We start from the raw sequence: 14,934 nt of genomic DNA, 5'->3' as shown, positions 1-14,934 counted from the left end.
TTAGCAAATTCCCGCCATACGGGTGCCCGACAAAGTGGCAAACCCGCTTATTTCCCACGCGAAAGATTTAAAGCGGACATCTGCGCCCTAAGCCGGCACAGCATTCGACTATTGCCGTAAGATTCCGCACATCGACGGTTTCCTGCTCATTTCAACCCGAACATCGGCTCTGTTTCGCCTGCCGTTGACTCCGGCTTTGACAATCGTCGAAGCGCGCGCCTAGCTACAACCCATAGCTGCATCCGTGGTGGGATGATCGACCGATGACGACTCAGAGCCACAAGTATCATGATAATTTTTCTGCATGTTGCAGGAGCTCCGACGGACAGAGGCGTATCCTTTATCTGGCCCATGATCTGGATGACGCCGCGATCTGGCGTCGGGTTGACATGCTGCGTCTGGGCGGTGCGCAGGTCACGGTTGCCGGGTTTCGTCGCCGCACCGGTACTTTGCCGGAAAATGCTCTGATTCTGGGACAAACCTACAACGCCAGAATGCTGCAACGCGTGCTGTCTGTGCTGCAACAACGCATGCGCTTGAAGGCATCGTTTTCGGACATCCCGCATCCCGACACTATTTTGTGCCGCAACCTTGAGATGCTGGCATTGGCCGTCCCGTTGCGTCGTAACCTTTCGAAGGGTCGGCCCGTTTCGCTTGTCTATGAGGTTCTCGATATTCACCGGCTGATGGTTGGCCCGTCGAAACCTGCACGAGCGATGCGCTGGATCGAGCGACGCTTGTGCCGGGGAATCGATGGCCTGATCGTATCGTCTCCGGCCTTCCTACGCGCCCATTTCGAGGCCTATGAGCAGTGCCAAGCACCGGTCTTTCTAGTTGAAAACAAAGTGGTCAATGCTGCTTCCCCAATACCCAAGCCCAGCGAGCACCAATGTAAGGACGCGCCGTTGCGCATCGGCTGGTTCGGGATACTCAGGTGCCCTTTCTCGCTGCATAGTCTCGATGCGCTGACACGGGCGCGGCCGGGCCGCTATCAGGTCATTTTGCGCGGACGCCCGGCCCTTGACACTCTACCCGATTTTCACCGGATTGTGGAGGCCAACCCGGACCTGCAGTTCGAAGGATCCTATATGTATCCGGACGATCTGGCGCGCATCTATAGCGGAGTCGATCTTGCATGGTTGATCGACCGATATGATACCGGAAGCAACTCCGACTGGCTTCTGCCAAACCGTATGTATGAAAGCGGGATCAATCAAGTCCCGCCGATTGCCTTGGCCGGGACCGAAACTGCGCGACGTCTGAACGAACTGGAACTGGGGCTGATCCTGGATCAAGCGGATAACGATGCCGTCATCAATATGATGGATAAACTGTCGTCTGAAACCCTCGAGCATCTACGCCATGCCCAACACACCGCACCCCTCAGCACTTGGAAGATAACCGCTCAAGAGGCTCGCGATCTTGTAGACGCAATAGCAGGCCAAAAAGCCGAGCAACATGTTGATACATCACAGGACGCGGTTCTGATCGTTGTGCCGACATTGAACGAAGCCGCGCATATCGCGGCTGTCATCGATGGATTGGCGGGTTTTCTGCAACGCAGGCTGCGTCGTAGTGCTCTGGTGCGTCTCGTGATTGCCGATGGTGGATCAACAGATGGCACACAAGAGATCGTCCGCGACCGGATCGCCGCTTTTCCGCAATTCGACATTCGGCTTTTGGTTAATCCTGCCCGCATCCAGAGTGCAGGGATCAACGCCGCCTGCGCCCGGTTCGGGGATGATATGGATTGGCTGCTGCGCCTGGATGCGCATTCCAGTTATCCTGACAATTTCATTGATATTCTGATGGATGAGGCCCAAAAAAACAGCGTGGCAAGCGTCGTAGTTTCCATGAACGCGGTTGGCACGACCCCAATGCAGCGCATCATCGCACTCACCCAGAACACTCGGCTGGGCAATGGTGGATCGGCCCATCGCCTCGCCGGAACGGGACGGTTTGTCGATCACGGGCATCACGCCCTGATGCGGCTGGATGCGTTCCGGTCAGTGGGTGGATATGATGAGAGCTTTTCGCATAATGAAGATGCGGAACTGGACTTGCAGCTGGCGCAGGCAGGATATCGCATCTGGCTGACATCCCGCACGAGGTTAACCTATTTTCCGCGCCCATCTCTTGTGTCACTTTTCCGACAATACCTAAATTTCGGTCGAGGACGGGCGCGCACGGTTTTGAAGCACCAGCTGAGGCCGCGGCTTAGGCAATTTGCAATGATATCTGTCGCCCCTGCGGTTGCTTTGGCAGCTCTGACCCCGTTTGGGGTGCTCTTCGCCCTTCCCGCTGCTCTTTGGTTGCTTGCCTGTCTGATTGGTGGCACCTCGCTGGCGGTCGGTCGTAGCGATCCGAGTGCGCTTGGTACAGCGCCGATTGCTGCCATGATGCATCTGGGATGGTCTCTCGGGTTCTGGCGGCAGATTCTTCTGCGCCCAGCCACACCACACTCTCGCTTTGCACTGAACCACCCCGCTGCGAGCGCACCAATCGCAATCAACCATGTCGCCGTCGGAGTCTGCACTTATCGGCGGCGGGAACTGCGCGGGACTTTGCGCTCACTGGAAGGCCAGATACTGCCAAGCGGAACCCGCCTATCGATCATTGTGGTCGACAATGACGATACTCCCACTGCGCGTGACATGGTCGAGAGCTTCGCCTCTGAGTCGCAGCACAACGTAATCTATCGCTTCGCCCCCTCCGGTAACATCGCGATTGCCCGTAACGCAGCCTTGGAAGAGGCCGAGCGTCGCGAATTAAGCGTCTTGGCATTCATTGATGATGACGAGATCGCACCCTCCGATTGGCTCGACACGCTTATAACCCGGCTGACAGACACGAATGCGGATGTCGTTGTCGGACCGGTAAGGGCTATCTATCCGACTGATGCGCCGCGTTGGATGCAGCATCTCAGTATCCATGACACGCAACCTGAAACAGACGCAGACGGACGACCCATCGCCGGACACAGTTGTAATGTGATCATGAATCTTGCGAGTGATGCGCTGACAGGACGCCGTTTCGATCTTGAGCGTGGAGTATCTGGCGGCGAGGATACGGCCTTTTTCAGGGCGGCGATGCAGGACGGCGCGCAAATCGCGTTTGCACCAACTGCGTGTTTGGACGAACCGGTACCCCCTGAGAGGGCAACGATTTCATGGCTGCTGAAGCGCCGGTTTCGGATGGGGCAAACCCATGGGAATCTCCTGCGTCAAGAAAACGGAAACCACGGGCGTTTTGTCATGCTGCCGCTCGCTTTTGCAAAAGTGGCATATTGTATGGGTCTGGCGCTTGTAACTATCCCGGTTGCTGCTCGGCGCAACGCCAACCTCTTGCGGGGTGCGTTGCACATGGGCACAATTGCGTCACTGATCGGCTTTCGCGAAATCGCGATATACGGATCATCCTCTAGCAAGGGTCGCGTAACTAGAATCTGACCTGGATTCCCGCCAGGAATCCCGTGGACAGGTATCTAGAAATTTCCTCGATTTTGCTCAATTGACGTCCAGAATAGAATGCAATGTCAGGCAACAAGCGACGATCCTGAGCAAAACACTGTAGCAGGGTCGCGGACTTTTGCTGTAGGCTTTGTCGAACAATGGGCGAATTGAACCTCAATCTGCGTCCGTTTTGCAGGTGAAAACGATGCGATTGCCGATCTTCATAGCGGGTTTCTTTTTCTCTGTTGCTGTGGCGGCAGCGATTGGTATGGCCGCTGGCTTCAGCACCGGAAAGCTCATCCTATTTGTCATTGCCGTAGCGGTTGTTTTGCAGCTGGCATATGTAGCGGTTGCTGCTTTGATGGCGGCAAACCAGAAGCGCAAACGTCAGGACAAAGAAGGCAAAACGCCAGCCACCCCAACGGCACAGGTGCCTCAAGAGACTGACGCGTGATACCAAAATCGCTCTTTGAAGGTAAGCGCTCAAAACTATAGCAATGCGAGCGGTCGACTGCCGAGACGCCAGTGCAGACTTCAAAGACGCTTGGACGCAAATGGCAGATCGCATACGATTTTTTTATCATAGAACCCGTCGTCGGTTCCTTTCGACTTTGCTCAAACCGGTCCAGTCTCGATGCGCCCCAGCGTTACCGTCCTAATCGCCGCCTACAACGCACAAGACACGCTGTCGCGGGCGATCCAATCTGCACTTGCCGAGCCGGAAACGGCGGAAGTGATCGTGGTGGATGATGCCTCGCAAGACGAAACCGTAGCCATCGCCGCTGTCGAAGCGCAACTGGACCCGCGTGTTCGGCTCATCTGTCAGGACGAAAACCAAGGACCTGCGGCCGCGCGCAATCGAGCCTTAGAGGTCGCCATTTCCGATTTCGTGGCTGTTCTGGATTCGGACGACCAGTTCTTGCCGGGGCGGTTAAGGCGGTTGTCGTCAGAAACAAACTGCGAGGTGATCGCTGACAACATAGCGTTTGTGGCGTCGGCACAACTGGAAGCGGCAACAACTCAGGATTGGTCGGAAATCGCGTCCAAGTTTTCTTCGCTTGGAACCGTTGAGTTCGTGCTCGGCAACTTACGCAGACCCGGTGTTTCGCGCGGAGAGCTGGGGTTTTTGAAACCCATTCTTTCGCGCGCATTTCTAGTCAAACATAACTTGCGCTATGATCCATCGCTCAGGCTGGGCGAAGACTATGATCTCTATGTACGAATGTTGCTCGCCGGGGCGCGAATGAAGCTAACGCACAGGCCAGGATATGCCGCAGTTGTGCGGTCAAACTCGTTGAGCGCACAGCATGGCGCTCAAGAGCTGGAGCAGTTCCAGAAAGCGCTGGAGGCACATTTGCTTATGGGACCTCACGCACCCGACCTGAACAACGCGATGCGGGCGCATCTAAAAGATGTTCGTCAAAAACATGATCACAGGGTCTTTCTTAACCTGCGTCGCACACAGGGTTCGGCCGCTGCAATCCAATATCTTCTGGATGCGCGCGACAGGGCCTGGCCCGTCATACACCAAATCGCACGAGATAAACTTGGGCTCAGTAAAATGGCTGATGAGGCTGCCCCCGAGACCGGTGCGCGGTTGCTATTGAGCCCTGACAGAGCTGTTCCCATCCCGGGACTCTAAGATCTCCAGCATCGCGTTTGAGGGAATGCTAGCGGCCTTGGCTTCTTCTGCGGTAAGAATTATCCGAGCTGAGTTCCAGTCGGGCACGTAGCCCAACCCGTCCAAACCCTCCAAACCTATCGCGATAATGTGGACCGGGCCTTGTGCGGCCAGTTCTGTCAGGCGGCACACCATTGCATATCGGTTTGACTCATTAGATGGAGACCAAGCTTCGACGGGAACGCGTACCGCATCCTCAGGTGCATCAGCAGACGAAATCTGCTCGGACAAGGCAAGCACAACGGTTCTAGGTTCCGAGATATGTCGATCCGACGCGGCGTGTCGGCGGCGGTTCCAACGGTCTGCCAGGCTGGCCACCAGATCCATCACAAGCTTGGGGCGCCGCAGCAGTTGGCGGCACGCGCTTAGTGTATCGCGCGTTGTAATCGCAACCACCAGATGCTGATAGTGTAAGGTGCGTACAAGACGTTGTCGCCGAGTTGCCAGCGCTGCGTACAAGCCTTCATCGCCCACCGATTTCGACAGCGTCGCTGCCGAGTCGTGAGCTGCAATCAAGTTCTCTAGCGCAGGCACGGACAGACGGTGTGACAAAGACCCCGAATGCCGTCGATAGAGATAGGTTGGCTCGGGTGTTACCCAGAACGTGGCCCCGCCGATCAGCAGGCGGCAATATAGATCAAAGTCCTCTCCGATCCGAAGCGTTTCGTCGTAGCGCAGCGCACGCAAGGCATCACGGTGGATCATTGGTTTAAGATAACCAAGCGATGCCAGCCCCAAACTGGATGTGTCACTTATTACCAAATCGACGGCGGTGATGCGTTTAGCGGCATTCGTCGCAGCATTTCCAAGCAAGGTTTGACCTGCAACATTCGCCGATCCAAAGCTCAGCAGATCATCGGCGATCATATCTGCGTTTAGCTTCGAAGCGGCGCACAGCAGGCGAGCAATACGCTTGGGATGGATCAAATCATCCGCATCCATGATGGCAATCCAATCGCCATTTGCGGCATCCAACGCACGGTTTCTGGCTCCTGCAGGCCCTAAATTGTTCGATAATGCAATGATTTTAAGCCGACTGTCTGAAGCTGCCAGTATTTGCAATACCGCCACACTGTCGTCGCTTGAGGCGTCATCAACAACAATAATCTCCAGAGTGGAATAAGACTGATTCAGGACCGAAAGCACCGCCGCAGCTAGATAGGCGGAACCGTTGTAATTCGACATGATTACCGAAACCAGTGGCCTGGCCACCCCGGCCTCCGCAGGGCCATCGGCAATCAGGGTTGAGGGTTCTGCTTTCATGCGCGCGCTGCCCCGGTGGGTTCAGACAACGCACAGAACAGCGGAGCACCGGTACATTAACCCGCGAGGATTACGCGGTTTCATCCGACCGCAGCGCTGCTGGTAGAGTTTGCACAAGGATGGCGATGTCCGTCGCGGTGTTCACATTGGTGACATAAGCACGGTCATAGGCAACGCGGCGTTTGTAGGTCGTATTGTTGCGACCACTAACCTGCCACAAACCTGTAATGCCCGGGCGCGCTCGCAGATAGTGGCGGCTCGAAGGGCCATAGCGGCGCAGTTCATCAAACAAAACCGGGCGGGGACCAACAAGGCTCATCTCACCACGCAGCACGTTGATCAACTGCGGCAGCTCATCGAGACTGAGCTTACGCAAAACATGACCGACCGACGTGACACGCGGGTCATCACGCAACTTCTGGGTCTGCTCCCACTCCAGCCGCGCCTCCGGGCTGTTTTCTAGATGTTGTTGAAGGACCTCGTCGCTATTCACCACCATTGTCCGAAACTTTAGGCAGCCAAATGACCGTTTGCGATACCCCACGCGACGATGAAGATACAGGATTGGACCTGGCGAGGTTGTCAATACCAGCAAAGCCAGTCCAACCATCAGCGGCGAGAACACGACCAGCATGACCAATGCAACTGTTACGTCGAGTGCGCGTTTTGCCAACCCGCCAACAGGGGCGTTATGAGGCTTCGGACGGATCCATATCGCCTGCGCTGGGCCTAGCGCTGACACCATAATGCTCTCAGCAGGAGCCGGTTCTGTCTCTAATGGTTTCATCACATCACATCCTCATTTCCCAGTTGCGTAACGCTGCAAATCAGCGCCGATGCCCCCTTAAATTGAAAAGACGATCGCCAACACGCATCACCCGATGCAGGCGAAAGTGATCTCTACCAGAGTGTCCTCATTACAAAGTTCCTTCTCGCATCTGTAGATAAGAAGGGTATGACAATTGCTGCAATTGCAAACTCGATTATCCGTGCGAGCGAAGCATTGCCTATGGATAACGGGTCGTTAACGTGGAATCCGCACATATTGATGCGGTTGCCGAGTATCTTTTGACTTCGGCTGTGCCAGCTGCCTGAATTCAAGGCAGCTACAGAACTTTATCGCGTTCCGATACAATCGGGATGCTCGAATCTGACTCACGCTATGCGAGAGTGCTCAAAGCAAGCAAAGAGCAGTAAATTCATGAAATCTGCATCGAACCATGCTCAGAACGAATCGTTCCTGAGTCGAATACTGACGAGGTGAATCTGGTGTCTTGTGATCCGTTCGTTTCCGCCTTCCGAAATCATCGGATCCGATTCACCATCAGCGTGCCGGTGAAGTTCTTGTCAAGATATGCATCTGATCGACCCGTAACCGCACGCCATAAGCTCCGCCGCTGAAGATCGAAAATGAGGTAAACCTGTCCATGCGCATTCTTTTTGGAAGTGCCCATCCCTATCTGCCTCAGATGTATGGCGGGGCGCAGACAAGTACGCACGAGCTTGTCAAACGTCTGCGCGCACGCGGGCACACTGTTGGAGTTCTAGCGGGTCTGACAGGCGAAGGCTGGCTGGGTTTGCGGAGCCGAGCGCAGCTCAAGTTGCATCGGCACGGTTATGTACGCGACACTGGGCTTGGTTATCCTGTATTCCGCGCGTGGTTTGCTAAAGAGGTCGTGGACCGTGTTGTAGCTGATTTTAAGGCCGATGTGGCGATCTTCCAATCTCGGTTGCCGGTACAACTCGCCCGGTCGATCAACCGGGACACAACACGCACGTTTATCTATCTGCGGAATGTTGAAGATGAGGATCTGGGCGGATCGCCGAGCGACCTGACCAAAACGGGATACATCGCGAACTCTAACTTCACCGCGCAGCGATTTGCCGAAACAGAATGCATTCATGCCGATGTGATCTATCCGATGATCGAAGCGGAGAAATACCGCGTGACCTCTTCCCGTAGCAATGTGACCTTTATCAACCCGCATCCGAACAAAGGCGTCGATATCGCGCTTAAGGTGGCAGCGGCCTGCCCAGAAATCCCCTTTGTCTTTGTGCGCGGCTGGGGTTTGACACCCGAACAGGAGGCGCACCTGCAAACCAGCCTTGCCCGCTTGCCCAACGTCACGTTGCGACCATCCACAAACGACATGCGCACGATTTACAAAGATGCCCGCATTGTGTTTGCCCCCAGCCAATGGGAAGAGGCATTTGGCCGTATCGCCGCCGAGCCTCAGATCAGCGGCATCCCGGTCATAGCGTCCCGGATTGGAGGACTGCCCGAGGCTGTTGGGCCGGGTGGACTGTTACTGAACCGTAATGCCCCGGTTGAGGAATGGGCGAAAGCTGTGCGTATGCTCTGGAACGACGAACAGGTCTACTCGGCAGCGTCACAGGCCGCGCTCGATCATGCCGCAAGGCCCGAGATGAGACCGGAGCGTCAAATTGATACATTGCTGGATATTCTGTCCCGCCCCATCCCGCTGGACGGGACGCACCGCTGTCAGGAAGGAGGTACCTCGCCAGCCGCTTCCCCCGGAATGGCCTGAGGCGGGTCAAAAGGCAATGTGTTATTGAACGCATTGGGTGCCAGGCGGCGTACGGGTATCATATCGTTTGGCGCAGATGTTGAGAGAACGACTTCCAGAACATCTCCACCTTCAATCTTGTCGTCTCGATTTGCCGCGAAAGTGGTCGTGCCTTCGGGACCCGTTCTGGTGATCTGCAATCTGGGTGATACGAGGTCCGAAAGCTCGACCAGCCCGTTGCCCGTGCGTGCCGCTTCGGAAAACAACGCGGCTTCTGTCTCCATTTTCACACCCAATTCAGCAATGGCAGCGCGCTGATCCTGCAATCCTTGAACACGTTCGCGGTCACGCGCGTTGGTCAGGTCCAGCCTGTCGCGGCGCGTCTCATTCAGCCGTTGTTCCGCGTTCAACCGCGCGGTTTCGACTTCGAGAAGCCGGACCTGTTGATCTGTAACCGCGCGTTGCAGATTGCTTCCTCGTACAACGGTGGACAAGCCGCGCTCGACGAGGCTGTTTGCGTTTTCAAGCTCTTCATTCAGTAGCTGCAGTTGCCGCTCACGCAGATCGGCCTGTTGTTTCAAACTATTAATCCGGTCGAGCAGCAAGGCCTCTAGCTCGTCGATCTGGGCCAAATTCGACGCGAAGGCCGAGTTCTGCGACACCATGATCCGGCGCTCTTGGTCAAGCAGTTCGATCCCCAACGGTGAGGACTGGAGCTCGGGCGGGGTCTGGATTTCGGTGCCACTTTCCTCAGCCTCCAGCCGGGCCAGCCGGGCCAGCCGCCGCATCTTTTCAAGCTCCATGACGCGGTAGGTGCCAAGGGCACTCAGCGCATTGCGTTCTCCGCGCACCAACGCGGAGTTCGGTGTGTTGATCCCGCCCGACAGGCTCAGTGCCTGCAGGACTGTCATGCCCGGCACATGTGGGTAAGCACCCGGTGTCCGCACATCACCCAAAACATAGATCGGCGCAAATTCGGTGATCGTAACAATCGTCTGTACATCGCTACGCAAGCCCATCCGATCCTGTATTCGCTGCGAAACATCGGCGCCCAAATCATCGGGCGTCATGCCTGCCGCCTGTACACTCCCGATCAGCGGCAGAGTCACCGCGCCGGTAGTGCTGACAGGATATGAGCCACCAACCGCGTCCCAGGATGCAAAAACCTCGTTCACCGGGTCCCATCGCCCGATCCGTATTTCAAGCGTTTGCTGCGGACCAATGGTTTCTGTGCCCACCCGAGGCTCGGGTTGTGATTGCGCGACAGCCACACTCTGGTGCGTCGCATTCAGCGCCATAGCATATGAAACGAGCCAAACAATGATGCGGAAATGTCGGTTTCTAAGCATTGATCTGAAGCTCCTCATAGCTGCCGGGGCCGATATAGCGCCGGGCCTGCGCCAGGTTGGCCTCTTCCAGAACCGTTGTGATCAAGGCCTCCCTGAAGCGGGGATGATCCATTAACGCGTCAGAGATAAAGCTGGGCAACGCCTTACCCCACTGGATGCGAAGCATCGTGGCATCGCACGCTTCCGCTAGAGTATCGGAAGCAGTGGCCTGGCTCAGAGGCCTGAGCGCGAACAGAACAAAGCTGAATTTGCTGCGCAAATCACTGGCCAACATCATTAGGTCAGCACCTTGCGGTAGTGTCTGGTCGCTCCCTAAAACAGTCTCCAGCACTTGCTGCAAGCTGGCGATTTCAACAGCTGCTGATTTACTTACGCGTAGCGTTTGCGCAAGCGCATCCTGATAAATCACCAATACCTTCCGCGACCCATCGCAGGACAGCCGTTCAGCAAGGTCCAGCGGCAAATCGGCCTCGGCCTTCAGACCAGATGAAAGCGGTGCGATTGCGATCAAAGCGCCTGTTGATTTCTGCAGAATGGTTTCGCAAGTCCCGGCCAGACGCTCCATTGTAAGGGTCTGAGCCCGCTCAGTGCCCGCGTCGTTGCGGCTTTTGAGACCGGGCAACAAGCCTGCGCAGTTTACTCCGACCTCCTCTCGCAGGGTCGAGACGGTGCGCACGGGTTTCGGCATCAATTCGCGAGTGGCCCCTATCAACGCCCCCAGCAGACCACCCAGAAATAGCCCCGCAAACAGCATTGCCTTCTTCTGCGGGCTAGACGGTGCCTGCGGAATTTCTGCCGGAGAGATGATTTTAACCGACGCGATCGGAAAGTCCTGCTGCTGCATGGTGACTTCTAGCCGCGCCAGATAGTCGCGATAGACCTGAGAATAGGTTTCCGAGATCGCCTCGAGCTGTTGCAACCGGCCCCTCAGGGCCACGTTCCAATCCGTTGTTCCTGTTATCGCGGCCAGATCGGTCCGCAACGACTGCTCTCGGCCACGTGCAATATTGTAGGCAACGCGCGCGGCCTCAGTCGCCTGCTGCAACTCGATCTTCAGGGCATTCTCCAATACTTGAATACTGCCATTGAGTTGCTGTACCTGCGGATGATCCGCCCCAAATTGGCTGATAATTTCTTGCCGCCTCTGGCGAGCATTCAGATAGTCACGCCGCAGTTCCTCGCTGATCCCGGCTGCGATTCCTTCGACCAAAGGAACTGCGATGATCTGATCACCATCAACCGCCTGGGCGCTCAGCGACTCCATGCTTTCAAGGTAAGCTTCTGCCTCTGCCGCCGCTGCTGCGGCTGTCATCAACTCGCTGGCAAGTTCAGATTGCTGCTGCTCGGTCAGCAGATCGCCGCGCACTTGCACCAAGTCGTTTTCGGTCCGGAACTCCTGCAAAGCCGATGCGGCATCGATGCTCTTTTGCTCGAGCTCTTCCAATCGTTCGCGCAACCATTCTTCTGCCTTGGCCGCCACCTCGTTTGTCGTCAAAAGCTGAAAGCTCTCATAGGCTGAGCCATAGCCGCGCGCGATCTGCGCAGCCCGCGTAGGATCAAAATCCGCAAACGCAATTTCAATCACCAGGCTGCGTCCCGATCGTGAAACCGACAGCCGATCACGTAGAATCCGAACCGCACGATCCCGATCCGTCAATTCCAGATCAAAGTCGGGTATTGCGTTGTCATCCGGGCCAGCTTCGCCCGCTACCGAAGTATTCTCGTTCGCGCGGGCGGGCGGTTCCGGTGTCAGCAGTCGAGCCAACGGGCGTGTTACGGAAGAAATCGTCCTGCTGATTTTTTCGGTCAATCCAACCGGCGGCGACAGAAAATCGGTATCTTTGTCCAGTTGCAGCAAATCGACCACCTGATAGGCCAGAGCTCCGGATCTGATGATTTCCATCTCGCTTTGTACTGCCGTATCCGACCGGACGGCATTGGGCAGGGGCGATACCTCGTTTAGCAACTCGGCACGTTCTTCATCCAGCAGCACTGTTTCTACGGCTGTGTATTTTGGCACCGATCCAAGGATCATCATCACGGCAATGGCGATACCAGTCATCGCAAAAGCCGCAACCAACAGCATTTGTCGCCGAACTGCACGTATCATCGCTCCGAAATCGACACGCGGTTCGTCCCGATAACCGGCAAGAAGATGGGCGTTGTCCTTGGTCCAATGGATGCGCCGTTCCTGTACCGGGCCGGTCATATCAGGATCTCCGTTGCGTGTCGGGGGCGTCGCGTTGGCATGGCAAGGCGCGTTGCGTGGCGGACGTTGCGATTGTGATCGAACAGCCGCAGAAGCGCGAAGGCGACCAGAAAGGTTCCGACCGTGTGGGGCGTAACAAAATCGACCTCGGCGACCGACCGGACAACAAACAGCACTGACAGTCCCGAGATCAGCATCAGAGATCCTACGCCACCCCGGCCGAGAGCGGCGCGAAGCGGCATCAGGATCAGCAAAAGACAAAGCCCAACCACAAGGCCCAGCCCAACCACCCCGGTGCCCACATAGGTTTCAATCAACAGGTTGTGGAAATGGAACCCGGTTCGACCAGTGATGTAGAACTCTTGCCAGAGCACCTCGGCCTCGGGGCGTCCACGCGTCCAGAAGGCATTATAACCAAGGCCCAGAACCGGCTGATTAGCGCCAAATTCAAATGCTTTGCTCCAAAGATATGTGCGACCCGTCAGGCTGGAATCCTTGCCAAAGGCCGCAAGCACGGCGTCGAATGCCCCCAAACGATAAGATGCCACCGCCATCGCAGCACCTCCGGTCACAGCCAGAAAAACCGCGGCTCGCCGCAGCCAGGGCGCAAGCAACAGGACAAAGCCAACAAACAGGATCGCGGAAAAAGCAGCAAAGGCAGATAGCAGCGATGTTGCTGAATCCGACATCCACAGCATGACGATCCCCATTAAGCCGGTGACGGCAGAGACAGGTTTCAGTGCGCCACGCGTCCGAAAAACCCAGATCAACGAAAGCGAGAAAATTATGGCGAGCGTGGCGAAATACCCCAGCTGGTTTTTCGATGAAAAGGCGCCGTTAAAAGCATAACTCCCATCAATATAGTCATAAGAGTAGCCGCCATTCATCGCCGAATATGTCAGGATCAGCAGGCTACCGATGGTCCCCCCAAGCGCCAGATTGGCGACAGAGGTGATCCGCGCAGCGACAAGGCCTGCAAAGAAGGTAATACCATATTGGATTGAAGCACGCAGAGTGGTCGACGGCGCATCGCTCCACAATACGGACAAGGCAAAGAAAAACGGAACCAAAAGCAGTAGGACCACCGGCCCCGGACGCGCCAGCAAAATGCGCGGGGCAAGTGCAAAGGGCAGAATCCAGCACCCGTAGAAGGCGAGAATCACCAAAGGGCCGAAACTCACCGAATAGGCAAAGGTGACCATCGACGCCACGATGGCCGGCACGACATAAGCTGTGTTCCGTTCAGGGTCGATGATTGAGGCCAGTCTGACGTTCATACGGTCTTAGCCAATTCCAGTTGATCCCAGGAGGTGAAAATGCGCTGTGCAATGTGCAACCCAAGGGTATGGTGTAGGCTCAGGTGCCGCATTGAGGCGCACAAAACAACAAAAGCCCGTAAAGCCAGCGCCAACATCGCCGTAACTTGCCCAAAAAATGAACAAGCTACCTCAGCTGAGTGCACCATGGGCTCACATCTAAAACGAACATAGGCGGGCTCAGGGCACATTGATCCCATCCCGGCACAACAGCGACTGCTCAAAAGCGCAGCCCTGCCCAAGCTTGGTAAAAGCGGCCCATTCGACCTCCAGTTCCTGCGGCGCAGAAGCGGCGTCGAACTTTCCCATCCAACTCACAAGTGTATCGGTCGACCACAGGCTGAGATACATCTTTTGCGGCTCATTCGGTAAAGCATCACCGCGAAGGTCCCGGATAAGTTCTCCGTCAATGAACCAGCGAACGCGCCCAGGCTCCCAAACAAAAGCATAGTCATGGAATGCGTTATCATCCGGTCGTGCGATCAGTTCTGTGTTTTCGCTGTCGCCCCGAAAGTGGACATTCGTCTGGAGCACCGGATTATTCGGCGCAATAAACTCAAAGTCGATTTCATTGTGTGGTCGGTCCTGCGGCGGGCCAATGAAGGTGAACATATTTGCGTTCATACCGCGTGCATATGGCACTTTCATGCGCGCCTCAAAGGTTCCGTATCCGAGGCGCGCATGTGTCTGGATTTCACCGCAACTAAACTGACGGTCTTTCTTTGCATGATCAGTTAAGGACAACAGCAGTTTCCCACCCTCAACGTTCACTCGGTCCTTGTGCCAAAGACAGCTCTGATGATCGCCATTGGCCCAACCGCTTGAGACAAACCAGCGGCTTTTCATCAGCTCATCAAACGGATCAAAAAACGATTCATCTTCCTCTGCCGCTACACCAGAGGTTACCAGTAGCGAAATGCTAACGAGACCGGATCGTGCGAGATGTAACGTCATGCCCTGTACCAGATATTGTTCACGGATATGAATCGTCTCGCCCACAAATATCCGGCGCGAGTAGACAGGCAAACCACAACCAGAAGGACACGCGGCCTTCCGCCGAAAACTTGGTTCACGTCTCGTCAGATACGCGGCAAACCGCTCATGCGCAGCAAATCTGCGCTTCTGATAACGACGAT

Annotated in this window: 10 protein-coding genes; 4 read left to right on the top strand and 6 right to left on the bottom strand. The window is 55.9% G+C overall.

Annotated elements, in window-relative coordinates; genetic code table 11:
- Positions 1–263 precede the first annotated feature (263 nt).
- The 3 genes from ACR0JX_RS10905 (at position 264) to ACR0JX_RS10895 (ending at position 5,094) form a co-directional block, all read left to right on the top strand.
- Positions 264–3,449 (top strand): glycosyltransferase, encoded by a 3,186-nt coding sequence (locus tag ACR0JX_RS10905; protein WP_480543827.1) that lies wholly within the window; start codon positions 264–266, stop codon positions 3,447–3,449.
- A gap of 208 nt (positions 3,450–3,657) precedes the next feature.
- The gene (locus ACR0JX_RS10900; protein ID WP_480543826.1) at positions 3,658–3,906 is read left to right on the top strand and encodes a hypothetical protein; all 249 of its coding nucleotides are present in this window, start codon (positions 3,658–3,660) and stop codon (positions 3,904–3,906) included.
- A 180-nt stretch (positions 3,907–4,086) separates the two neighbouring features.
- Positions 4,087–5,094 carry a glycosyltransferase family 2 protein gene (locus tag ACR0JX_RS10895; RefSeq protein WP_480543825.1) on the top strand — a complete coding sequence of 336 codons (1,008 nt, stop codon included), beginning with the start codon at positions 4,087–4,089 and terminating at the stop codon, positions 5,092–5,094.
- Here the strand turns inward: ACR0JX_RS10895 and ACR0JX_RS10890 are convergent.
- Together ACR0JX_RS10890 and ACR0JX_RS10885 are read right to left on the bottom strand one after the other, a co-directional pair.
- Positions 5,053–6,396, bottom strand: a complete 1,344-nt coding sequence (locus tag ACR0JX_RS10890) for a glycosyltransferase family 2 protein (protein WP_480543824.1) — start codon at positions 6,394–6,396, stop codon at positions 5,053–5,055. The two genes, ACR0JX_RS10895 and ACR0JX_RS10890, sit on opposite strands and share 42 nt — an antisense overlap.
- 70 nt (positions 6,397–6,466) lie before the next feature.
- Positions 6,467–7,183, bottom strand: coding sequence for a sugar transferase (locus tag ACR0JX_RS10885; protein WP_480543823.1), 717 nt, complete (start codon positions 7,181–7,183; stop codon positions 6,467–6,469).
- A gap of 640 nt (positions 7,184–7,823) precedes the next feature.
- On the opposite strand from ACR0JX_RS10885, the gene ACR0JX_RS10880 reads away from it, so the two are divergent.
- Positions 7,824–8,945, top strand: coding sequence for a glycosyltransferase (locus ACR0JX_RS10880; protein WP_480543822.1), 1,122 nt, complete (start codon positions 7,824–7,826; stop codon positions 8,943–8,945).
- On the opposite strand, the gene ACR0JX_RS10875 is transcribed toward ACR0JX_RS10880, so the two are convergent.
- The 4 genes from ACR0JX_RS10875 to ACR0JX_RS10860 all read right to left on the bottom strand — a co-directional run bounded on the left by ACR0JX_RS10875 (position 8,900) and on the right by ACR0JX_RS10860 (position 14,752).
- A complete protein-coding gene (locus tag ACR0JX_RS10875) occupies positions 8,900–10,273 on the bottom strand; it encodes a polysaccharide biosynthesis/export family protein (RefSeq protein ID WP_480543821.1) in 1,374 nt (457 codons plus the stop codon). The two genes, ACR0JX_RS10880 and ACR0JX_RS10875, sit on opposite strands and share 46 nt — an antisense overlap.
- Positions 10,266–12,482: a Wzz/FepE/Etk N-terminal domain-containing protein gene (locus ACR0JX_RS10870; RefSeq protein ID WP_480543820.1), complete on the bottom strand. Its 2,217-nt coding sequence runs from the start codon at positions 12,480–12,482 to the stop codon at positions 10,266–10,268. The genes ACR0JX_RS10875 and ACR0JX_RS10870 overlap by 8 nt, the downstream gene beginning before the upstream one ends.
- Complete coding sequence (locus ACR0JX_RS10865; protein WP_480543819.1) at positions 12,479–13,759, bottom strand: O-antigen ligase family protein; 1,281 nt, start codon at positions 13,757–13,759, stop codon at positions 12,479–12,481. Before ACR0JX_RS10865 ends, ACR0JX_RS10870 begins: the two co-directional genes overlap by 4 nt.
- Before the next feature lie 219 nt (positions 13,760–13,978).
- Positions 13,979–14,752, bottom strand: a complete 774-nt coding sequence (locus ACR0JX_RS10860) for a family 16 glycosylhydrolase (protein ID WP_480543818.1) — start codon at positions 14,750–14,752, stop codon at positions 13,979–13,981.
- Between the last annotated feature and the right edge of the window lie 182 nt (positions 14,753–14,934).

This window comes from Ruegeria sp. AH7 (assembly GCF_056541325.1).
The sequence above is the reverse complement of the archived record's forward strand: the minus strand, read 5'-3'. Positions and strand labels throughout refer to the sequence as shown.